The 21,424-nt window shown below is 38.5% G+C and carries 20 protein-coding genes, 2 tRNA genes and 3 pseudogenes; 24 read left to right on the top strand and 1 reads right to left on the bottom strand.

Features of this window, described 5'->3' with window-relative positions:
- The first annotated feature begins 94 nt into the window (after positions 1-94).
- The 5 genes and pseudogenes from BLT29_RS11575 to BLT29_RS11555 all read left to right on the top strand — a co-directional run.
- A tRNA-Asn gene (locus tag BLT29_RS11575) sits at positions 95-169 on the top strand.
- 7 nt (positions 170-176) lie between these two features.
- Positions 177-249: transfer RNA gene (locus BLT29_RS11570), tRNA-Thr, on the top strand.
- Between the two features lie 636 nt (positions 250-885).
- A complete protein-coding gene (locus BLT29_RS11565; RefSeq protein ID WP_090776477.1) occupies positions 886-1,131 on the top strand; it encodes a hypothetical protein in 246 nt (81 codons plus the stop codon).
- Between the two features lie 67 nt (positions 1,132-1,198).
- Entirely contained in the window at positions 1,199-1,645 is a 447-nt protein-coding gene (locus BLT29_RS11560) for a polyketide synthase (RefSeq protein WP_176763911.1), read from the top strand.
- A gap of 18 nt (positions 1,646-1,663) precedes the next feature.
- Positions 1,664-2,875: pseudogene (locus BLT29_RS11555) on the top strand (acyltransferase domain-containing protein); the annotation flags it as partial.
- Here BLT29_RS11555 and BLT29_RS14090 read toward each other — a convergent pair.
- Positions 2,835-3,026 (bottom strand): hypothetical protein, encoded by a 192-nt coding sequence (locus BLT29_RS14090; protein WP_496196934.1) that lies wholly within the window; start codon positions 3,024-3,026, stop codon positions 2,835-2,837. The pseudogene BLT29_RS11555 and the gene BLT29_RS14090 sit on opposite strands and share 41 nt — an antisense overlap.
- A 116-nt stretch (positions 3,027-3,142) precedes the next feature.
- On the opposite strand from BLT29_RS14090, the pseudogene BLT29_RS13155 reads away from it, so the two are divergent.
- The 19 genes and pseudogenes from BLT29_RS13155 to BLT29_RS11470 all read left to right on the top strand — a co-directional run.
- Positions 3,143-3,586 (top strand): annotated as a pseudogene (locus tag BLT29_RS13155) (antiterminator LoaP); the annotation flags it as partial.
- A gap of 306 nt (positions 3,587-3,892) precedes the next feature.
- A complete protein-coding gene (locus BLT29_RS11545; protein WP_090776473.1) occupies positions 3,893-4,462 on the top strand; it encodes a class I SAM-dependent methyltransferase in 570 nt (189 codons plus the stop codon).
- 65 nt (positions 4,463-4,527) lie between these two features.
- A complete protein-coding gene (locus BLT29_RS11540; protein ID WP_141769893.1) occupies positions 4,528-5,700 on the top strand; it encodes a hypothetical protein in 1,173 nt (390 codons plus the stop codon).
- Entirely contained in the window at positions 5,700-6,692 is a 993-nt protein-coding gene (locus BLT29_RS11535; protein WP_090776471.1) for a hypothetical protein, read from the top strand. Before BLT29_RS11540 ends, BLT29_RS11535 begins: the two co-directional genes overlap by 1 nt.
- Positions 6,693-6,717: 25 nt before the next feature.
- Positions 6,718-7,938: an MFS transporter gene (locus BLT29_RS11530; protein ID WP_090776470.1), complete on the top strand. Its 1,221-nt coding sequence runs from the start codon at positions 6,718-6,720 to the stop codon at positions 7,936-7,938.
- On the top strand, positions 7,925-8,089 hold the full coding sequence (locus tag BLT29_RS13410) for a hypothetical protein (RefSeq protein ID WP_176763910.1): 165 nt from the start codon (positions 7,925-7,927) through the stop codon (positions 8,087-8,089). Before BLT29_RS11530 ends, BLT29_RS13410 begins: the two co-directional genes overlap by 14 nt.
- A gap of 113 nt (positions 8,090-8,202) precedes the next feature.
- Entirely contained in the window at positions 8,203-9,351 is a 1,149-nt protein-coding gene (locus BLT29_RS11525) for a radical SAM/SPASM domain-containing protein (RefSeq protein WP_090776469.1), read from the top strand.
- Positions 9,344-9,676 (top strand): hypothetical protein, encoded by a 333-nt coding sequence (locus BLT29_RS11520; protein WP_090776468.1) that lies wholly within the window; start codon positions 9,344-9,346, stop codon positions 9,674-9,676. Before BLT29_RS11525 ends, BLT29_RS11520 begins: the two co-directional genes overlap by 8 nt.
- Positions 9,673-11,151, top strand: a complete 1,479-nt coding sequence (locus BLT29_RS11515) for a B12-binding domain-containing radical SAM protein (RefSeq protein WP_090776467.1) — start codon at positions 9,673-9,675, stop codon at positions 11,149-11,151. The genes BLT29_RS11520 and BLT29_RS11515 overlap by 4 nt, the downstream gene beginning before the upstream one ends.
- A 160-nt stretch (positions 11,152-11,311) precedes the next feature.
- Positions 11,312-13,414, top strand: coding sequence for a carbamoyltransferase C-terminal domain-containing protein (locus BLT29_RS11510; protein WP_090776466.1), 2,103 nt, complete (start codon positions 11,312-11,314; stop codon positions 13,412-13,414).
- Positions 13,415-14,161: 747 nt separating this feature from the next.
- Positions 14,162-14,605 (top strand): cytochrome P450, encoded by a 444-nt coding sequence (locus tag BLT29_RS11505; RefSeq protein WP_141769892.1) that lies wholly within the window; start codon positions 14,162-14,164, stop codon positions 14,603-14,605.
- A 184-nt stretch (positions 14,606-14,789) separates the two neighbouring features.
- Entirely contained in the window at positions 14,790-15,368 is a 579-nt protein-coding gene (locus BLT29_RS11500) for a pentapeptide repeat-containing protein (protein ID WP_176763909.1), read from the top strand.
- An 866-nt stretch (positions 15,369-16,234) separates the two neighbouring features.
- Positions 16,235-16,384, top strand: a pseudogene (locus BLT29_RS13730) (transposase); the annotation flags it as partial.
- A gap of 18 nt (positions 16,385-16,402) precedes the next feature.
- Positions 16,403-16,567: an IS3 family transposase gene (locus BLT29_RS13935; RefSeq protein ID WP_437182647.1), complete on the top strand. Its 165-nt coding sequence runs from the start codon at positions 16,403-16,405 to the stop codon at positions 16,565-16,567.
- A gap of 138 nt (positions 16,568-16,705) precedes the next feature.
- On the top strand, positions 16,706-17,182 hold the full coding sequence (locus BLT29_RS11490; RefSeq protein WP_245701253.1) for an undecaprenyl phosphate translocase family protein: 477 nt from the start codon (positions 16,706-16,708) through the stop codon (positions 17,180-17,182).
- A gap of 284 nt (positions 17,183-17,466) precedes the next feature.
- A complete protein-coding gene (locus BLT29_RS11485; RefSeq protein WP_090776461.1) occupies positions 17,467-18,348 on the top strand; it encodes a hypothetical protein in 882 nt (293 codons plus the stop codon).
- Between the two features lie 153 nt (positions 18,349-18,501).
- Positions 18,502-19,143 (top strand): class I SAM-dependent DNA methyltransferase, encoded by a 642-nt coding sequence (locus tag BLT29_RS11480; RefSeq protein WP_090776460.1) that lies wholly within the window; start codon positions 18,502-18,504, stop codon positions 19,141-19,143.
- Between the two features lie 99 nt (positions 19,144-19,242).
- Positions 19,243-20,148, top strand: coding sequence for a PLP-dependent cysteine synthase family protein (locus tag BLT29_RS11475; protein ID WP_090776459.1), 906 nt, complete (start codon positions 19,243-19,245; stop codon positions 20,146-20,148).
- A gap of 14 nt (positions 20,149-20,162) precedes the next feature.
- Positions 20,163-21,305, top strand: a complete 1,143-nt coding sequence (locus tag BLT29_RS11470; protein WP_090776458.1) for a bifunctional cystathionine gamma-lyase/homocysteine desulfhydrase — start codon at positions 20,163-20,165, stop codon at positions 21,303-21,305.
- The last annotated feature ends 119 nt before the right edge of the window (positions 21,306-21,424 follow it).

Here is a 21,424-nt window from a genome sequence, read left to right as displayed (position 1 = left end):
TACCAATCCCTTTCTTGTTTTAAACGTGAAAATCATTGACGTATAGGTGTTTCTTCAGTATAATCTTATGTAGACGTTTTGTCATATTCTTTAATCCACAGTAGCTCAGTGGTAGAGCTATCGGCTGTTAACCGATCGGTCGCAGGTTCGAATCCTGCCTGTGGAGCCATTTTTGTGCTTCCATAGCTCAGCAGGTAGAGCACCACCATGGTAAGGTGGGGGTCAGCGGTTCAAGTCCGCTTGGGAGCTTTACTAAAACCCTTGGGAAATAAGGGTTTTTATTTTTTTATCAAGGTGAATCCGAAGCTCGAAACCGTGCTTTGATACGAATGGTATTCTAGTTTTGGATTCGATCTTATTTGCTTGTCGTAAAGTGATAAGAATTCACGATCATCAGCTATAAAAATTTGAGCCAAATGTAGCGGCTGTGTCTTTTTGTATGTTAGAGGTCGTGGTGTCTGTGTTCATGAGGGTAACTTTGTTTGAGTGTGATTTCCCATAAGAACCTCCACAATGATAATGGTGTAATGATTGAAACTTCGAAACCGACATCCTAATCAAATATTCCATTTTTATAAACGCACGAACCAATATTTGACAAGTTAAACAACAAATTAAATTAATGATATCATAGCGCAACTTCTCGTTCAACGAGAGATATTGCCTATTCCTGTCTTTTGCAATATATGGCAGAAGCTGTTCGTGGGTCTCTTGCGCCGGACTATTTCGAATTGAGTTGGAAAACAATTTTGATACTTTCTATATGGTTTGTCCTTGGTTTTGTCGCTAGCTATGTTGCTATTTCTCGACGAAAATAATGATGCGCAGTGTTGAGCGTGTACTGCGGGAAGCAGAGTATTTGTTTTGAATAGGAGTGGTATAAAGGTGAGTGTATTGGTGCAAGGAGAACATACAGTAAAGAACTTAGTAGATTTGTTAAGCTATCGAGCATATCACACACCAGGTAAGATTGCGTTTCGGTTTTTGACTAATGGTGAAGAGGATGATCTATTTACTTATGGGATGTTGCATACGAAAGCACAAAAAATAGCAGCGGTATTGCAACAAAGGAATGCTTGTGGAAAAAGGGCGTTGCTCCTGTATCATTCTGGTCCAGATTATGTTAAGTAGTTTCTTCGGATGCCTTTATGCAGGGGTACTCGCAATACCGGCTTATCCTCCTAGAAATAATCGAAATATGCTTCGAATTGATCGCATTGTCAATGATGCAAAACCAGAGATCGTGATGACGACATCTAAAATCGTTTCTTCTATAACAGCTCCGAATCAAACAGCCCAAGTCCAACTTTTAACAGAAGCTTATCAAAAAGCAAATGTACCGCCAGAAAAGGTTCAATATATCGAAACACATGGTACAGGAACATCTTTGGGCGATCCAAGTGAGGTTGGAGCACTTTCGCAAGTGGTCTCTTTGAATAGAAGCGAAGATAGAAAATGTAAAATTGGTTCGGTGAAAAGTAATATTGGGCATTTGGAATCAGCAGCCGGTATTGCAGGATTAATCAAAACAGCACTGGCTATCAATAAACGTTGTTTACCAGCCGGTCTCCATTTTAAACATCCTAATCCTCATATTCCTTTTCATGATATCAAGGTGAGCGTGCAAGATAGTCTCACTTCCTGACCTGATGAAGACGGTAGCTTGTTTGCAGGAGTCAGTTCGTTTGGCTTTGGAGGAACAAATGCTCATGTTGTTTTAACAGAAGCACCGTCATTGCCGTTATCATTTGATGAAGAATATCTGACTTATACTGAGACTATGGCTAAACCTCAACCAGATATTTTAACGATTTCAGCTCAAAGCCTTTCTTCTCTCCAAAGACTAATAACAACATATAAGGAAACCATTAGGGATTCCTCACTCGACAAGAGGCTTGCCGATATTTGTTATAGCGCACAACAAAGACGAACGCATCATCCTTATCGAGTAGCGGTTGTCGGAGAAACGAAACAGGAAATCATAGAAGAGATGGAAAGAATCCAGCGCAATAAAGAGTGGAGAGAGGATGTTAAACCCAAGTACACAGAACCTACTATAGCCTTTGTATTTAATGGTCAAGGATCTCAATGGCAGGGGATGGGGAAGGGCCTCTTCCGTTCGAATAAGGTTTTCAGGAATGCTGTTCAAAAGTGTAATCGCATCTTTAGGAAATTTGCCGATTGGTCGTTGATTGAAGAACTATTTTCTGCTAACAAAAATTCTCGATTGTCTCGAACCTCTGTTGCACAGCCGATGATTTTCGCTATTCAAATAGCGCTTGTTAAAGCTTTGTCTGAATGTGGAATTTCTCCTGACGCAGCTGTCGGTCACAGCTTGGGTGAGATAGCAGCTTATCATGTCGGTGGAACACTGTCTTTGGAAGACGCGCTGTTGATTATTTTCGAGCGTAGTCGTTATATGGAGATGGTGAAAGGAAAAGGAAAAATGGCTGTTGTCCAATTGTCCTTTGAAGAAGCAGACGAATTTATCGCTCCTTATCGAGATCAGCTGTCTATTGCAGCAAATAATGGTCCGAACTCTGTCATGCTTTCCGGAGCATCTGTACCATTACTAGGATTATTGAAGGATCTGGAAAACAAAAAGGTTTTCTATAAGGTTATGGACAGTGATTACGCTTTTCATAGCATGCAGATGGAATCTATTTGCAATCCGTTTGAAGAATCTCTTACTGCAATACGTCCAAAGGCTAGTGAGATTCCTGTTTACTCAACGGTATACGGTTTTCGCCATCCAAAGGCAGGATTGACGTCTAAATATTGGAGACGAAATGTTAGGCAACCTGTATGTTTCCAGGAGGCTTTAGAACAATGTTTTAAAGATCAATATGATGCTTATATTGAGATTGGTCCTCACCAGTCTTTGCGCGTTGTGCATGGACTTTTTGTTGCCGAGAAGAGACTGCCCACGAAGAGACATCACGCCAATCTTTGTAGCTCGTTAATACATTGTCAGGTTCGAGCCATTCCCCGTCTTGGTGAGAGAATGAAGCCTCTATGGTACGCATTATTTGTGCAATCTGGACAGGAAGAACGGGTGAGATATCTGATTGACAGGCATTCACACATACATGTCGATCAAATGCTAATACCAAAACGAAAACTATTATAAAGGCGCCAAGGCACTCAATATGAGGTCAGTAAAGTACTGTTTTCTGGCTATATACTGCTTTATGCTGATATGACTATCGACTTGTACAACCAATTGAAAACCATACCAGGTTGTTTTCGGTTATTGAATGCATATCGATATCATCTTGATTATAGCTCGGTTGCTGCCGCGAATGTACTGACACAAAGTGAATGCTTCAGTGCTATTCCTGTGAAGGACATAGATCTCTTGTTGAAAATGACAAGGGAAGGTGAAGAAATGGGCGCTTCTGAGGTTTATATTAAAAATTCAAGAATTGTTGTCCATGCTGGTCCGTTAAAGGGTCTTGAAGGTTTAATTAAGAAATTTAATAAGCGACAGAAACGAGTAAAAGTGTCTTTGAACTTTATGGGAAATGTAAAAGAAGTAGATATGGATGTGGAGCTCTTGTCAACTTTAGATAAAACTATTTGTTAATATTTTTCAATAATCTTACATATCTAACGTGCAATTTCAAAAAGTATAGGGGAATAACTGGATTTTTTGTTGACAAAACAGAAGTCAGCATTTATTATGTATAAATAATAGGAACCTTAGGGAATTCAGACGGTGTTTCGACCCGCTGTTGAATTTAAGGGGATATAAATCGTGGAGTAGCGCAAGATGAATCTTGGGTGAATGGGCGGAGCTATGCATTTAGCTGGATAATTCTCTTCGTCGTACTTATATTATGTCTGTGTTATTGTTTCTTTAATATAAGTGAAGGAGGTAACTTGATGACGCATGGTCAGTAGTGAATCTTATTATAATTTCTCCCAAGCGTTGGTAGTAGATTTTATAAGAAGAAATCTTATTAGCAATACCAATATCTATGATTTAAGATGTGGGACTGGGGAAACTATAGATCTTTTAAGGAAGTCATTAAAGGAGAGGGATATCGGTATATTTACTTTTCTGAATGAAGATTTATCTCGTTTAAAGGAGTTCGAAAATCCTGGTTGCTTTATATTAAACTTGGCATTACAGTCTATTCGTCCAGTGAATAGGCAAGATGTATTGAACAATATATGTAGGCAATTACCAGCTGGCGGCATATGTATCCTCTCAGAGGAAATAATAGATCACTTTTGGCAGTTTAATAAAAGTTATACTGATATGCACTATGACCTCGAGTATGAATATGGTAATAATCTGAGTGAAGAAGATACTATCAGTGAACATGTAACTTCAAAAGATGTGTCAATTCCATACACTGAAAGAGAGAATCGACAGATGTTAGAGAAGGCTGGTTTTAATGCTGTATCCACTGTTTTTAAGTGTTTAAACTTCGCCTCTATTGCAGCAATAAAATAGAAGAAGTTTTCTGTGTATGTTGAGTGATGCACAGAAAGACTAATTAATAAAGGCTGAGTTTTGTTGTGATTGATTGGCGTCTTATCTTGATGTTACTCAAAAAGTTTTGGGTGGGTGGGCCGATGGAGATCTCCGTTAAAACTTCTTTTTTAGAAAGAACATTAGTGATATACCCTTTAACAGGAAAGTATCAGATAGGTTACGTTTCTGCCGGGTATTCCACTTATGATAAGGATGATCAATGCGAACATTTAAATAGTTCCTACGACCTTAATTATGAAGGTGCATTGTTACATGAGGATCTAGATCCTCATAGTATTGAAGCTTATATTCCTAGTTGGATCTCCTGCTTCAGAAAAATTTTAGAGGAATGTAGAGAAGAAATAGTATTGACTATGAAAATGTGTTCCCTAAAAAAAGATCTCGACAGTTTGGGGAACCCCCAGACAAAAGACAGTATATTCATATATACAAATGTATTCTTTGCTTATGAAAGCAGAGAGTTTCAAATGACGATTTCTTCGCGCTCTTTGCAGAAGATTGAAGAGGATTTGCGAAAAGTTATCGACAGGATAATCGTTTTTATGAATATCCATAAGGCGTTACGGCCTTTATCGTTGGAGAATGGGAAATATGATTTATTATTGAAACCTCATGTAGCCGCTGTTTTATTCCATGAGTGTATAGCTCATGGGATTGAGGAAGGTTATTTAGAAAAGGGAGATCGTGTCGGTCCCGCGTGTCTGAATATTGAATTATCTTTAAAAAATGATCTAATAAATGAGGGTATACCCAATTATGAAAACCATTTGATAGTGAATAAAGGAGTTGTTGCTTTAGGTCAGGATTTTGTTTCCTCATGTAAACAAACAACTTTTATGTTTCCGAGGGTGAGGTTGACTGATCTAAAAGTCAGCACAAAAAATTATTGTGATGGTATACCCAACCCGAAAAGCTGCTTAGTGTGTAATTATGTCAATAGTGCGCAATTTTATAAAGGTATAGCTATCATAGAGATAAAAGATGCTTTAATAGTGCATGACAATATTACAATGGGCTACACATCAAGCTTTTACTTAAGAATTAATGTGAAAAGTATGTATAGACACTTGGTTTATATAAACAACGACTACGAACTAATTGAAGGTATATGTACCAAATTCAATGATTCTATCCCCACTTGTAATCAAGCCCCATCTGTCATTTTAGAGCAGGTGGAAATAAGAGGAGAGAAATGATGGAATGGCAAGATGTAACAGTTAGGGCATGCAGACATGAAAAGAAAGAGGGGGTAACCACTAGGCATAGTGAATTTTATTCTGTCTTCAGGGTTCTTTATCAACAAAGATTGGGATCTTTTATGTATTCCCATAAAAATAACGACCCTATGAAAAAGATAGAAGGAGCTATACGGGATGCTCTTGGGAAAGGTGAGGAAGGGGATTATCATTTCAAAAAATTTGACCGTGAAATATCTATATGTAACGGTGTAAATCCATTGAAATTGTCCACGAAGGAAGAGTATAATTACCTGGAGATAGATTTGACTGTTGAATCAAAGAAAAGTTACCAATTAAAACAAAGAACGATACTAGATTACAGTGAAAGTGTGGTGGAGAAATCCTTACTATTGGAGTCACACTCGTTTAATGAAAAGTATTTATTTGAAATGCCGTGGCTAATAACACCGGTGTGTTTGTCTAAATTAACTCTGGGCGATTGGTGTTCTAATTTGAAGCAACATAATGTTAATGTGTGTATCCCAAGAGATATCAGCATAGAAGATAGAGCAATAAACATGCTTTATGATCTAGAAGGTAACAGAAAACGCCCTGTCGAATTTATAAGAGATGGGAAAATTATTAATCTGCCACAGAATTTATCTACTGCAGGAGGATGCAGTTCCTTATTGACCGGGCATGGGGGTCTTACAGATATTTTCCTCACAGATCTCTATTTAAGCAGCGATAATAAAGGTGATCTTCCGTATCAAGGGTATTTTATAGTAATAGATGCCCATAAAGTAAGCACTAACGTGTTTGTTCTATCCTTTTGTTCTAATTCCCGTAACGCAAATAGAGAAATTGATATTTTGGTATCCTTTAATCCTGATATGCTTTTTAGAACGGATTATTATTGGATAGATGAAAGAGCGAAAGGGGTTTTTCCGTGGGACCTGCCGTACTTGTTAATTGTGAGTCCTGCCGAATTAGGAATGAAGTTGTTGTAGGTCACTTTAAAAAGGGGGGATCTCTATGTGGTCGAATAAAAACTTCTGGCTACTCATGCTTGGTGTTTTAGGTGCTGAATTTGGGATGTGGTTTGGGATCATAGGAAATTTACATTTTTTGAAGACAAATTTAGAGTCTAGTTTCCTACAAGCATTGGTGCTGCTTTCTGGAGTGGTGGTAGGTACCTTATTTGGGCCACTAGCAGGAAGACTGATTGACAGTTACAAAAAGAAAAACATTTTAGTTGTGGCGTCTCTATGTAGAATTATTGCAGTGTCAAGTATGTTTTTAGCTTTGAATCAAAACGCTATATTTTGGATGGTTATCTATAGCATGCTGATGGGAGTTTCTGCAGCGTTTTATTTTCCGACAACCCAGACGTTGATCCCTCTTATTGTAGATAAGGCCAAATTGAATATTGCAAATGTTGTACAGATGAATCTTGTAACGCTCTCAAGAATATTTGGTGCCGCATCAGCGGGGCTCTTGCTAAGCTTTATTTCGTTAGAATATTTATATTCAATAGCTTTATCTTTTTACATAGTATTACTTATAGCATCCCTTGCATTAAAAGTGGAAGAGTTTCATGTTAATAAAGGAAACGTTGCTGAAAAATCGTTTAAGGAAATATTTCCAGTCATTAATAAAAATAAATCCGTGCTAGTAATATTGATATTGTCTATGGTGCCCTATGCATTTATAGCGGGATTCAATATAATAGTAATTGAAATTAGCGCTTTGTACAAAAGTGATTCCATTTCAGGGTTACTATATATGACCGAAGGAGCTTTCATTTTGATCGCGGGGTTATTAGTAGCCCGAATTAATAAGGAGAGAAAAATTGTCGGTTGGATAATTTTGTCCTGCTTGGTGATTGTTATATCTCAGTTACTGTTAGCATCATCAGATAACTTTCTAATCCCTTATATTGCATTCGGGCTGTTCGGTTTAGCCGCGGGAATCTTTATCCCGATTTCTTCGACTTTTTATCAAAAGAGCTTAGATTCGGCCTTTCACGGGAGGTTTTTTTCCCTTAAAAGAATATTAGAAAATGTTAATGCGCAAATTTCACTGTTGGGTATAGGGTTATTATTGGACTTATTGGGATTTCATATGGCGATGTTGCTTTTTGGTTGCTTGTCAGGAGTGTTAGTTATAAGTTGCATAATATATCTTTCCGGATCCGCAGATAAAAAAAGTAGCTCATCACATTTGAAAGGGGGTGAAAATAATGAGTGGATTTAAACCTGCTTTTGAAGTAACGCAAGTTACTTCCATGCAATGGAATCGAACAGCTCCAGCTGCTGTGCCAGAAACGTTTGATTCTTCAGTCAATCCTGTTAAAATTTCGCAAGAGACTTTAAATGAATTAAAACAATTAATTCAATCAAAATAGGTCATTGCGTGTTTGACTGAAAGAGGGGGGGGTTCCCCCCCTCTTTCCATATGTTTTGATTAAAAACTATATACAATGATTTTCCATAAAAGATTTTTTAGGAGGAATTTGTAATGTTTACTAGGGGACCCTCGCATGTAGACTTTAACTTGACTAATGGTTGCAATTTAGCATGTGCGCATTGCCATAGTTCGTCCGGTCCGAAATTAGATAATGAACTGAAAACGCCAGAGATTCTTAAGGTAATCAAGGAATTACATGAGATGGGAACGTTAAAGATAGCGTTTGCCGGGGGAGAGCCCTTTATTAGAAGAGATATATTGGATATTCTGGAATATTCATGTAAACTTCCTGGATGGACCGTCTCTGTAATAACAAATGGATTGTTTTTTAGGGATAATATAGTGGCTGATTTAAAAAAAAGATGCCCCGGTTTGGTGTTAAATGTAAGTATTGACGGCTCAACTCCTGATAATTACACAGTGTTGAGGAAACAATTGAATAATCCTCGATTTGACCCTGTTCCTGTATTTGAAAAGGTAAAAGCAGGTGTCAAGAAAGTTGTTAATGAAGGATTTGAAACATCGGTAAACTTCACAATAACAAAAGCGACAATAGAAGATATCCTTCCAACTTACAATTTAGCTATGGAATTAGGTGCTAAATCTTTTGTAGGGATCAAGTTTTTTCCTGGCGGTTATGGTAAGAAGCATTTAGATGAATTTGAGCTCCCATTTTGGTTATGGTCACAGACATTTTCGAAGCTTACTTCATTGAAGTTAAATGGAGAAATCCCACATATGCAAATCTCAGTGCCATCGGCATGGGAATTTTATTTACCGTTAATTGAAGGCAATATTAATTTAGAACAGGCGGAAGGTATATGGAACTATAGAAGTCCCTTAAGGGAGAAGTTATATAGTGCGCATACTTCAATTGGAGATGTTCTAGGAAAAATGGAGATCTCAGTATCATCAAATGGGGATGTTTATCCGACTGTGTTATTAATCGGAGAAGATAATGCAAGATGTGGGAACTTAAGAAAGTCCTCTATGAGAGAAATTTGGACAGAATCCCCTGTTTTAAATAAAATACGAAACATGGATATCCATGATATAGATGGCCAGTGCGAACAATGTAAACTTCAAGAAGTTTGTGGTGGTGGGTCCAGGTCTAGGTCATTCTCTCAAACGAAAAATCTAAATGGAAAAGACTATATGTGTCCTATTGTAAATAAAGGAGGGGTTTTGACCAGTGTCTGATATGAAGGTTTTTGAATGTGGGTGTAGTTCTATAAGATATTATAGAAGTAAAAACGGATGTGAGTTTCGTTTTGGAGGCACTATAATCACAGGAAATGAGGACCTGGCATTGATTTGTGACGTTGTTAGTGATACTGATCCGCGAGCAGGTTTATTTGAGATTTGTAATATCAGTAACATGGATAAAGAAGAAACTTATCATCTATTATGGTCTATATTTCATGATCTTTCTCGGGCAGGTTTAGATGTGTCGCGTTGTAAACCATGGAATGTGTGGTTTGATTGGATTGAAGAATTCTTCGAGGGTAAAGGAGTTAAAGAATGAATATAACAGATGTTGTGGTAATTGCCCCGTTTCGTCGTCCAACATTTAGGACAGCAATCTCTAAAGTTTATCCTGTAAGTGAGCCATGGGATTCTCCTCCACTAATAATTACTGGGGAGATACACAGAGTAGGTTTAAGTGTAGTGTATTATCCATTAATTAATATCATGAGTGGGTTTGATGAGGACACTGATCATGAGTTTTTATTGAATTTAATCAAAGATAACCCTGCTAAAATTTACTTGTTTTCTACAGACTATTTTATACCGAGTAGAAGCACAGCAGCAGTGTACGGTATGAAGATTATATCAAAGATAGTCAAAGAGGTTCATCGTAATTCTTTAATCGGTACTGTAGGAAGGTTAAGCACAGTTCTAAAGAAAAGGCTATTTGGAGAAGTTCCGCAGATGGATTTTTCAGTAGTAGGCGAGCCCGAAGAAACTATATCTGACATTCTGAATACCATTTTAGATGAAGGCATGCATAGCGCTTTTGAAAAATTTAACTCCATATGTGTTCGGGATTCGGATAGAGAGCCAGTTCCTTGTGTTGTAAACAATATTGAAAATATGGCTCTGCCGGCGTATAATTTATTAGGTCCCGCGTTCGAATTGTATAAAAGCTTCACTGGGAGAGAGCCTAAAAATATTCCTTTTAGTATGAGAACGAGTTTTGGATGTAAGTTTAAGTGCAAATTTTGTAGTGGTGTTCCTAACTGGTTGAATTATAGAAAAAAAAGTGCTGGAAAAGTCGAGAGAGAGGTCCAATTTTTTAAGGAGCATATCGGGAATCGAGGTTATATTTGCTTCTTGGAGGATGAAATATTCACTAGGGATGAGGAGCATGTTATTGAGGTTTCTAAAGTCTTTTCCAGGAACAATATTTTTCTTGAAGGGCTATATACGCATTCAACATTGTTGAATGAAAGAATTGCTGTGCACCTCCAGCCTATAACTAATAGAGTCTATTTAGGGTTAGATAACCCAAATGATAGTATTTTGAGAAAAATGTCTAAAGGTCAGAATCTAGATATTGTATTGTCTGCAATTGAAATAGCTAGAAATGCTAATTTAAAGGTTCACTTAGAGTGGATAATAGGGACTCCTGAAGAAACGGTTGATTCGTTGATAACGTCATTAGGTTCAATTTTTAATTTTTTGAACACAGGTGTTGTAGACAATATAAACACCTATGTGTATTGTCCTCATCCAGGAACTGAATATGCAGAGCGTTGTGCTAAATACAACTTTGATATTGTTGCTGGACTGGAAGATATGCAAGAATCGGGTGGTTATCCAAGTGTTATCTCATCCCATGTCAACCGGGAGCAAGTATTTATTGCTTATTTAATGAGTCAGTTGTTGATCTCTGAGGTCAGGGAGTCTGTTAGGTTGGGAAAATTTGATAAAGAAATAAGGAATGTGAACAAAAAGGAATTGAGAAGGATATTCAATCTAATTCACTATAGTAAGTGACTGTCGAGTGTGAACTATCAGGAGGCAGACATACAATGTATATTATTCTCACAGTGAATTTTAAAGTTGTTTATGCAGTGGAATAAGTATATTATGTGAGGGTTTTACTACGTAAGTTGGATCTCTGTGGGATGAATTCAGCAAAAGAGGTGATGATTTTATGCCAACCTATATATTGGGAGTGAGCATGTCAAATCATGATAGGTCAGCAGCATTAATGAAAGATGGAGAAATTATTTCCGCAATAAGTGAGGAAAGATTAGATAGGCGCAAAAAATCTGACGGATTTTACGCAAAAAATGATAGGGAAATTGTTTTGCCTCCCTTGGCATCAATTACTTATGTTCTACAGCAATCTGGAATAGAATTGAACCAAGTTGACTTTCTGGTTTGTGGACGTTCCATCAAAAGTTGTAAAAAGGAATTGCTTAAGTATGTCCCCATCGGGAAAGAAAAAGTAATCGAAGCAGATATTCCATCTCACCATTTAATGCATGCTTACAGTGCTTATGGTGTGAGCCCATTTTATGAAAGTGCTGTCCTAGTAATTGATGAGCAAGGACATCATGTTGGAGATGGACGTTTCGAAAAGGTAACACTTTATCATTCCAAAGATAGCAAGTTGGAGTTGATTAAATCTTTTTATGGAGACACGAATAATCTCAGTCTTGGGATGTTTTACGATATTTTCGCAGCTTTAATTGGTCTAAGTGAAGCTGGGGTTCCTTCAGCGGGTAAATTGATGGGATTAGCACCGTATGGTAAAAAGAGAGAATATTGGGGAAGTTTGTTAGATATATCAAGAAATGGAGATATTCACATTAATTTGGCGCGCTTAGATGCATTTTTCTCCAATATTTTACCGTTTCGAAAAGGAATGGAAGAGAAATCTATTAATAGTATACAAGATTTTTTATATAAATATGTTCCTGTCGATTGGAATACTCAACTTGCATTTGATCTAGCCTTTAAAGCTCAAGAAGAGCTTGAAAAAGCTATTGAAGCCATTTCTTTGTTACTAATGGGTTTGACGGATAGTAATAATTTAAGTTATGCTGGCGGTGTTGCATTAAACTGCACAGCTAACAGTAAGTTCAAAAGTCATGGTTGGGAAGATGTTTTTATTCAACCTGCAGCAACAGATGATGGTGTGGCAATTGGTCTTTGTTATTATTGCTGGATAGAGAGATTAGGAAGAAAGAAATCATGTCAACTATTTAATCCGTTCTTGGGAAAGTCTTATAGTAATGATGAGATATGCTCATCTATCGATAAATTAGGGCTTTTAAAATATGCTGTGACAGTTAATCCTAGCGAGAGTGGCGCTGCGTTTTTAGGTGAGGAAAAAGTCGTGGGATGGTTTCAGGGGGGGAGTGAATGGGGCCCAAGAGCGCTTGGAGCAAGAAGTATATTAGCTTCTCCAGTTCAGCCACTAGTAGTGGATAAGATCAATAAAAATATCAAATATAGAGAAAGTTTCAGGCCTTTTGGTGTGAGTATTGTCCCAGAAGAGCACAGTAAAATTTTTGAAAAGAACACATATGTTAAATCGTTGTCACCCTATATGTTAAATTTAGCAAAAGCAAAGGGCGTACTAAAAGAAGTAAGACATGTGGATGGAACAGTTCGATTCCAAGAAGTCAAAAAAGAAGTTCAACCATTGTATTTCTCGCTGATCAAGAACGTGGGAGATATTATAGGTGTAAATGCTGTGCTTAATACTTCATTTAATGTAATGGGAGAGCCTCTTGTAGAAACTCCTGAGGACGCTGTAAGGCAGTTTCTTTTGTCAAACATAGATGTATTGATTATCGGAAATTATTGTATCGAGAAAGATAAGATCCCTGAAAAAGATATTTTGTCCCTGAAAAAGTCTTTGTTTGACTCCAGTGCGGTGAATTTAATGAGGTTGGTAATGAGCTTGGAGGCTGCTGGTTTCTCTAACGAGGCCCTAACTCTTCTGGAAGAGCATACCATTGATCTAGAAGATTGGAATAATCGTGATAAAGAAATGTATTATTCTTTTATGCTAAGACAGGCATTAAAAAAGAATGAACAATATAAAAAGAAAAGCCAAGTGGAAGTTTATAGGAATGAGCTTATGAAAATGATGAATTATCCTACTGGCGCTTCTTTGGTGTTGGAAGCAATGGAACATTCAAATGATAAAAATGATGTCGAAATAGCAACTTTGTTAAGTGGAGTTGCCAATCAGTATGATGCTTATAAATTTTTTAAGTCTCTGTATAGTAATAAAAAGTGAAGGGTCTTCCCCGATGGAGGAATGAAATGGTGGGTTCTATTTATTAGAATTATATGTTAAGTATCTATCAGATGTGTGTTATATCTATTTCGAATGAATATCGGTGTTATTATATAGGTTGCACGGGGCTTTAAATACTGGTGGGTAAGTTAATGAGGTGGTTGTTTCTAATGAACAATATGGAGTATAGTAAGAATCAAAGAAAATGGCTTGTGTACGGACATCAAGAAAGCCAATTTATATTGAAATCGAATAAATTTCGGACACCTAGAGTGGATGAGATTAGCAGTGATACACCAAGCTTTTTCCTCGCCTTGACGATAGCATAAGAGCAAGATTTTAAACGCTTAAAACAGGTGTTTGCAAGCTTTTTCACCAGAAGGAAAACAGAAAAACAGAAGAGTATAATAAAAGTTTTTTTGACAAGAGTGCGATGGAAGCTGTTGTTCAGTTATAAAGTAAAACGTCTTCCATTGGCGAAGTGAGTGTTATTCATGATATTATTAAACCATATTGTATCAGATCAATATCTGATGTGTTGGGAATTGATACATCGTTTTCTAAAGAGATTATGGCGGCGTTTGGTCTTGCTGAACATTATAATGTTGAAAACCAATCAAATCCAAAGAGTTATATAGCTATATTAACTATCGCTTGCAGGAAGTTCTTAAAGAGAGCAAGGACCAAAAAAGTTATATTGGTTATCTTTGTGAAAAAGATAATCTGACTTTGGTGGAGAAAGTAAGCATGCTAATTCCATTTTTCGACATGCTATCTTCTGATAAAACTATGGAATTACCTATAATGGTATTAAAAAATATCTTTGGTACGCCATATAATTATATGCGTGTCATGACAGGAGAAATGTCATTGGACTATGCAGTGGAAGAGAGTGCTCGATTAATGGATGGATTATTTCTTAGCAGGTTTGCATTAGAAGATGTTCAAGTAGGAAGTAGACTGGTAAGGAAGGGCGATAAACTTAGTATACTTATATCAAAGGCTTCTCAGGATAGTGCTGTTTTCGAATGCCCTCATATGTTCTCGCCAAACCGTAGTAACCTGAATGATAGTTTGAGTTTTGGGGTTGGAGATCATCAATGTTTGGGAAAAAATTTTACAAATCAGATGATAAAGACTTTAGTGGGGCATCTATTACACCAAAAGTTAATTTTCTTTGAATTCAGTTGAGAACACAGTTATATTAAGTTCCACTGTCTGCTCTAATTACATTGTAAAACATAGATAAAACATGAGAGTATTGTTTTTGATTTTCAATCCCATAAGGAGAGTGATGACGGTGGTCAAGAAAAAAAGAGAGGTTATCCCCCCAAAAATTAACTCAGACAAACTGAAACATGTCAGGAACCTTACTTTGGAGGATGAAGATCACTATAAACGTGTGGCCCTTGTAAAAAGTGACCTATCCCATCGGATCACCAATCACCTTATTTTTTCAGAAGTAACACTTACGCAAATTGATTTCATAGCGACTAATTTTAATCGTTCTGAATGGTGTGATGTTATTTTTATAAAATGTGATCTCTCCAACACCGCGTTCGAACAAGCGATCTTCCATCGTGTCGAATTTATTGATTGCAAACTTAGTGGTGTAACTTTTACGGCGAGTGCATTTCGTCATGTTACTTTCAATAACTGTTATGCACCTCTTGTTATCTACGGTGATTGCGACTTTAAATATAGCGCATATTTAAAAAGTGTGTTAGATGAATCTAGTTTTTACAATAACAAGTTTTCAAATGTCGAATTAATCGAGATTAATATTAATGATGTCGAGATTCATCAAACAAGTCTTTCTGGTATTGACTTGAGCAAATGTTCATTTGAAAAATTACTCGTTTCGGCTGATGACTTAAAAGGTTGCATTATTTCTCCTGAACAAGCGGTCCCGTTTATACAAGCACTTGGACTTAAAGTGAAGTTTAATCAGTAAATACATAAAAAGCAACGAGAAGAATACAAATATTTTTATCCCTTTATATTGGAGTGAAACATTAAAGATAACAGTTTCAAGTGTCTTTTCTATATTTGATTAGGCTTCTATGCTCAAGTGCGTAAATCACCTAAACCGATAAATAGAATTAAAAGAATGCCACATGCATTCGGATCAACTGAGTTTTCGTTGATAGGAAAAAGGGGATAACAAAGTGCTGAAACCATCTCCTTCCTGAGACTAGGTAATTGAAGCTCCTATCAAAAGAGGTTTTAATAATCTTTTTCAGGTTGAGAAACAATAATCAGAATGTATCGATGATTAATAAACGACAACCTAAAGGTCATCCAAGGAAGGTTGCTGAATTTATTCCTATTGTGGGGATAACAAGAAAAAGTAAGAGTTAGTTTATTGAGAATAATCTTCTTGAGTAGTTAATAAGGTGATTTCAGTATGGTGCTGGGGTCGTCTTTTTTGGGGCCAAAAATAACAGAATATTAATTTTATTATGGAGGGGTAATGATATTAATGTGTCTCTTGAAAATAGGAGTAATTATATGAACGGAAATTGTGAAATAATATAAACTCAACGGATTTCAATAAAACAATCAACCGGTGCCATTTCTGGTGCCAAAAAGCAAATTAAACGAGGATAACCAAGGAAACCCATACAAAAAAATAACACTCGAAAGCATTGATTTATCAACACTTTCGAGTGTTTCAGGATAAAAGAGGAATATGACCAGGCGACCATGGTAAGGTGGGGGTCAGCGGTTCAAGTCCGCTTGGGAGCTTCACTAGAACCCTTGGTATGGTGCTGCACCCCAAAAGTTAGAGTAAAAAATCTAACTTAGGGGTGTTTTTGTATGGCAAAATACAGTGACGAATTCAAATTGGAAGTGGTCCAAGAGTACCTAGAAGGCTCCCTAGGATATGGAGCTTTAGCAAAGAAATACGGGATACCCGATACAAAATCTATTCGAAAATGGGTAGGTTCCTTTCGAGCTTTTGGTTTAAAAGGAATCAAAAGAAATATGAAACAAGAGATGTATTATGGAGAACCACTTTTATCTTATAATGATCTAAAACAAAAGATTGAAGCGTATATCCATTACCATAATCACAAACGTTTGAAAATAAAATTGGGTGGTCTAAGTCCAGTACAATACCGAACTCAAACCACCCTATTCTCTGCTTAATCATAACTCTAACTTTTTGGGGTCACTACCATTATCGGGATCTTACCTTTTTTATGGCGGTCAGGTCGCACCCAAACAAATACATCATTCCGTCTTTCTCATTTTCTATTGATCTTGCTTTCTTTTGCACTTGTGGCGATGATACGTTTCTTCCATGATCCAACTGCAGATATGACATATACTGCGAGCATAGAACAAACTGCAAATGTGCTCGCTAATCTTAGCTTTTCCTCATATTTATTTTTATTCGTTGCGGGCTGGCTCGCAAGCACAGCGCTCGTGTTGCCGGGTGTGAGTGGCGCTTTAATTATGTTAGTGCTTGGTGTATATAATACAGCCACAACTGCACTGAAGCATGTCCACATTCCTGTCATTGTCACTATTGGTCTTGGAGTTTGTGCGGGGGTTCTTACTACAAGTCGTGTTTGTCGCTTCTTTTTTAACACATACACACAAGCGACGTATGCAGTTATGATTGGTCTTGTTGCAGGTTCGGTCGTTGTGATTTTTCCGGTAGGTGTGCCTCATTCACTCCTGTACGGAATCATTTGTGTTCTCTCCCTGTTTGTTGGATTTATGACCGCAATTACATTTGGGAAAGCAGAACGAACATAGATAGAAACATGCACATTATGTGATAGTAGAGGAGATTTATGGTGACCTTTGTTAAATGACACGTTTAAAATATAAAAATGTGTTTATATAGACACATATAAATCCATCTATAAACTTTTATACCAAAAAATGTTTGACAAGCTCTCGCATCTGCAGTACATTAACGGTAGTTCCATAAGCATTATCAATCATTGGCTCTTTGAAAACTGAATAGTAGACAAGAAAGAACTTTAGAAGAGTTGCTCAGTTGTGTCATGATCTTATCCATCTAGGAGGGCTATTCAATGAACAAAAACAGAACAGTTCGTTTTACGAAAGTGGCATCTGCTTGTTTGTTAAGTACAGCTTTACTTCTGGCACCAACGACTTCCTTTGCAGCGACCGATGCCCCCGGGACATTATTTCGTGACGGGGTAGAAGTGAACTTGTCGGCGCAATTAAACGAAAGTACTTATTATCCCCAGCCTGACAAAGATCCTTATAAAGAGCCAGCGCAGTACATGACCGTTCAAACGAAAACGGCACCGATGACTGCTACGGATATGATTGAATTGAATACGAATGGAACGAACGCTTTAAAACTAAAAAATGGTGTACTATACATCGATATTGATGGATCAGGGCTTGCGCCGCTGGGGAATCCACAGGCACAGGCTTATAAAGAACTCGGGTTTACAGACGATGTGTTAGACGGCACCGAGTTTAAACAGGAGATTCGCTGGAAACGAATTTATAATCGACTCCAACCAAGATCCACGCAGCACCAATGGACATTGACAGAGACACATGGCGTGAGTACAGCGAACACAAAAGAGTTTGCTTATTCTGTTGGCGCAGAGGTGGGTGCCACACTTGACGGTGTGACAGGCAAAATCTCTGGGAATATTTCGCAAAAATTTAGTACGACGACCACGATTACAAATCAAACGACCAATACCGTAACAGATACGTTCCCAGCAAAACCTGCTTCTTACCCATATAATGATTACCGCGTAGCCATTTATCAAAAAGAAGAAGTATATACGGTTGTTCCAGGGGAAAAATTGACACGGGCCATGACTAATTTAGCAGCGAAGTTAAACACTTCAACAGCCAATGTGTATCCAACGTCGTTTACGTATACGACAGGTGAGTTGCGGCCAATTGTCACGCCAGATCAACCATAGAGAAAATATAAGGATGACCACTCTTTTACAAGGGAGGTCATCCTTTTTTGTTGCGACTAAATCGTTGTCGCATTCTTTGAGATGTGATACGATAATAAAAGCATAGTAAACACGTAGGTTTAATTAACTTTATGGTTGAAAGAGGTGTTTTTCGTGGGAAGAGAATTCGATCAATTGTTTGATGAATGGGCAGACACATACGATGAAACGGTTGCTGGCATCCAGCCAGAGTATAGACACGTGTTTGACCGGTATGATGAGATTTTGCAAGCTGTTGTCGATGCAGTAGACGGGCATGTAGTTGAGTTTGGTGTAGGAACTGGGAACTTGTCATTGAAATTACTTGAAAAAGGTGTCCGTTTGACAGCCGTTGAGCCGTCAAAAAATATGCGCAAGATCGCGCAAGAAAAGTTGGCTCCTGTTTTGGTACATGCGGGTGATTTTCTCTATTTTTCCCCTCCAGAAGCAACCGTTGACGCAATTGTGTCTAGTTACGCTTTCCATCACTTAACAGATGAAGAGAAAGCGCAAGCGGCGCGTTCATATGCAGCATTATTACAGCCAGGAGGCAAGGTTGTGTTTGCCGACACAATGTTCGCGAGTAAGCAACACCATGAAGAACAAATTGAAGATGCGCGTGCACGTGGTTATGAACGGTTAGCTGAAGATTTGCGGACAGAATATTACCCAACTGTAGAGACAATGGCACGTATCTTTTCTGAGGCAGGTTTTGAAACTTCCTTTACACAAATGAACACGTTTGTATGGGTGATGACGGCAGAAAAGCTAGCGTAAGGTGAAGAATTCTAAAGGTTTCATGCTCGGAATAATATCATGGGAGTGGTAAAATAAAAGACAGTACCATGATGTTGAGCGAAAAGGTGGGATCAATCATTGATTTATAAACGAATTCAATCTTTAATTGGCGAGACGCCGCTGTTTGAGATCAGTCGGATCAACGTGCCAAATGAGGCGACGATTTATGCGAAGTTAGAGTTTTTACATCCAGGTGGGAGTGTGAAAGATCGTCTTGGTGTATCATTGCTAAATGATGCGCTTGCCCGCGGGAAAATTACGGAAACAGGTACACTCATTGAGCCAACAGCTGGAAATACCGGGATTGGTTTGGCGCTTGCAGCAAAAGGAACATCGGTATCGGTCATTTGTGTTGTGCCAAAGAAGTTTAGTCAGGAAAAGCAAACATTGATGCGCTTGCTTGGGGCGACAGTCGTGAATACACCGACGGAGCAAGGAATGAAAGGTGCGATTGCAGAAGCGGAGCGGCTTGTACAAGAGACACCTGACGCTTACTCCCCAGCACAATTTGCCAATGCGGCGAATCCAAAGACGTATTATGAAACGATGGCACCAGAGATTTTGCAAGATTTGCCAGCGTTTGATACGTTTGTTGCTGGTGCAGGATCGGCGGGGACGTTTACGGGGTGTGCAACATATTTTCGCGCGCATGCGCCAAATGTCCGGACAGTGATTGTGGAGCCAGAGGGATCGATCTTAAATGGTGGCGAACCTGGACCACACCGCACCGAAGGGATTGGTATGGAGTTTATTCCTGATTATGTAGATACAAAACTTTTTGATGGTATTCATACAATTTTAGATGAAGAGGCATTTAAGTATGCGCGGTTATTAGCGGAGAAGGAAGGGTTACTTGTGGCCGGTTCTTCGGGTGCCGCGTTTGCAGCGGCATGGAAGGAAGCAGAGAACGGCCCACCAGGGCAAAAAATTGTGACCGTTTTTCCTGATAGTAGTGAACGATACATTAGCAGCAATCATTTTTAGAGAGGTGAGATATATTGCAAAAAAAGACACAGCTCATTCATGGCGGCATTTTTGGTGATGAGACGACAGGGGCGGTTTCAACGCCAATTTATCAAGTGAGTACCTACAAGCAAGACGGCGTCGGCAATTTCACATATGAATATTCGCGTACGGGCAATCCGACACGGACAGCGTTGGAAGCGTTAATTGCAGATTTAGAAGGCGGTCATGCTGGCTTTGCTTTCGCTTCAGGGATGGCAGCCATTTCCGCTGTTACACAGCTATTTAAAAGCGGAGATCATCTTGTTATTACTGATGACGTGTACGGCGGAACATACCGTTTATTGACGTCCATTTTGCAACGGATGAACATTGAGGTGACGTTTGTAGATACGAGTAATGCGGCACTTGTGCGCGCGGCCATTCGAGAAAATACGAAGGCAATCTATATTGAAACACCAACAAATCCGTTATTAAAAGTCACCAATTTGCAGGAAATGAAAGAGATTGCCGCAAGTCACGACTTGTTGTTTGTCGTAGATAATACGTTTAGTACACCGTATTTCCAGAACCCAATTGCGCTTGGTGCTGATATTGTGCTGCATAGCGCGACAAAGTATATAGGTGGGCATAGTGATGTCGTCGCTGGGTTGCTTGTTGTGAACTCAGAACAACTAAAAAAAGATATCCACTTCATTCAAAACTCAGTCGGTGCGGTACTCGGACCACAAGATTCGTGGTTGCTCATCCGGGGGATTAAGACATTAGGGTTACGGATGGATCAGACAGAGAAGAGCACCAAAGCGTTAGCGTCATTTTTAAATGAGCGTAGCGATGTGGTGTCGGTGTATTACCCAGGTTTGCACACACATCCGGGGCATGAGTTACACCAGAAGCAAGCCACTGGCTTTGGCGGGATGATTTCTTTTGATGTCGGCAGTAAAGAGCGGGCGGAGCAGGTCGTGAAGCAAACGCGCTACTTTACGTTGGCAGAGAGCCTTGGTGCAGTCGAGAGTTTAATTAGTATCCCCGCGCAAATGACACATGCGTCTATTCCGCGCGAACGGCGCTTGGAATTAGGAATTACGGATGGACTTGTCCGGATTTCAGTCGGGATTGAGGATACCGATGACTTGATTGCAGACTTGCGTCAAGCGTTAGATGGATCGATGTCATAAATAGGGGAGAGTGCTCCAATCGGAGCGCTTTTTTTTTTGCATCTACATGGAAATAAAAACCTATTTGACAAAAAAAGCGTTTGCATGTACAATGAAAGCGTTCAATCGAGAAAGGGTTT

The organism is Shouchella lonarensis (assembly GCF_900096965.1).
In the GTDB taxonomy this organism is placed as follows: Bacteria; Bacillota; Bacilli; order Bacillales; family Bacillaceae_D; genus Shouchella; species Shouchella lonarensis.
The sequence above is the reverse complement of the archived record's forward strand: the minus strand, read 5'-3'. Positions and strand labels throughout refer to the sequence as shown.

What these genes read in the sequence shown, in the direction of transcription:
- BLT29_RS13935 (WP_437182647.1), top strand. Translation starts at nt 16,403, where the DNA reads ATGAAACAAGAGATGTATTATGGAGAACCACTTTTATCTTATAATGAT.
- BLT29_RS13410 (WP_176763910.1), top strand. Translation starts at nt 7,925, where the DNA reads ATGAGTGGATTTAAACCTGCTTTTGAAGTAACGCAAGTTACTTCCATG.
- BLT29_RS11510 (WP_090776466.1), top strand. Translation starts at nt 11,312, where the DNA reads ATGCCAACCTATATATTGGGAGTGAGCATGTCAAATCATGATAGGTCA.
- BLT29_RS11490 (WP_245701253.1), top strand. Translation starts at nt 16,706, where the DNA reads ATGATACGTTTCTTCCATGATCCAACTGCAGATATGACATATACTGCG.
- BLT29_RS11525 (WP_090776469.1), top strand. Translation starts at nt 8,203, where the DNA reads ATGTTTACTAGGGGACCCTCGCATGTAGACTTTAACTTGACTAATGGT.
- BLT29_RS11560 (WP_176763911.1), top strand. Translation starts at nt 1,199, where the DNA reads ATGCTTCGAATTGATCGCATTGTCAATGATGCAAAACCAGAGATCGTG.
- BLT29_RS11545 (WP_090776473.1), top strand. Translation starts at nt 3,893, where the DNA reads ATGGTCAGTAGTGAATCTTATTATAATTTCTCCCAAGCGTTGGTAGTA.
- BLT29_RS11530 (WP_090776470.1), top strand. Translation starts at nt 6,718, where the DNA reads ATGTGGTCGAATAAAAACTTCTGGCTACTCATGCTTGGTGTTTTAGGT.
- BLT29_RS11535 (WP_090776471.1), top strand. Translation starts at nt 5,700, where the DNA reads ATGGAATGGCAAGATGTAACAGTTAGGGCATGCAGACATGAAAAGAAA.
- BLT29_RS11505 (WP_141769892.1), top strand. Translation starts at nt 14,162, where the DNA reads ATGCTAATTCCATTTTTCGACATGCTATCTTCTGATAAAACTATGGAA.
- BLT29_RS11515 (WP_090776467.1), top strand. Translation starts at nt 9,673, where the DNA reads ATGAATATAACAGATGTTGTGGTAATTGCCCCGTTTCGTCGTCCAACA.
- BLT29_RS11485 (WP_090776461.1), top strand. Translation starts at nt 17,467, where the DNA reads ATGAACAAAAACAGAACAGTTCGTTTTACGAAAGTGGCATCTGCTTGT.
- BLT29_RS14090 (WP_496196934.1), bottom strand. Translation starts at nt 3,026, where the DNA reads ATGCGTACCATAGAGGCTTCATTCTCTCACCAAGACGGGGAATGGCTC.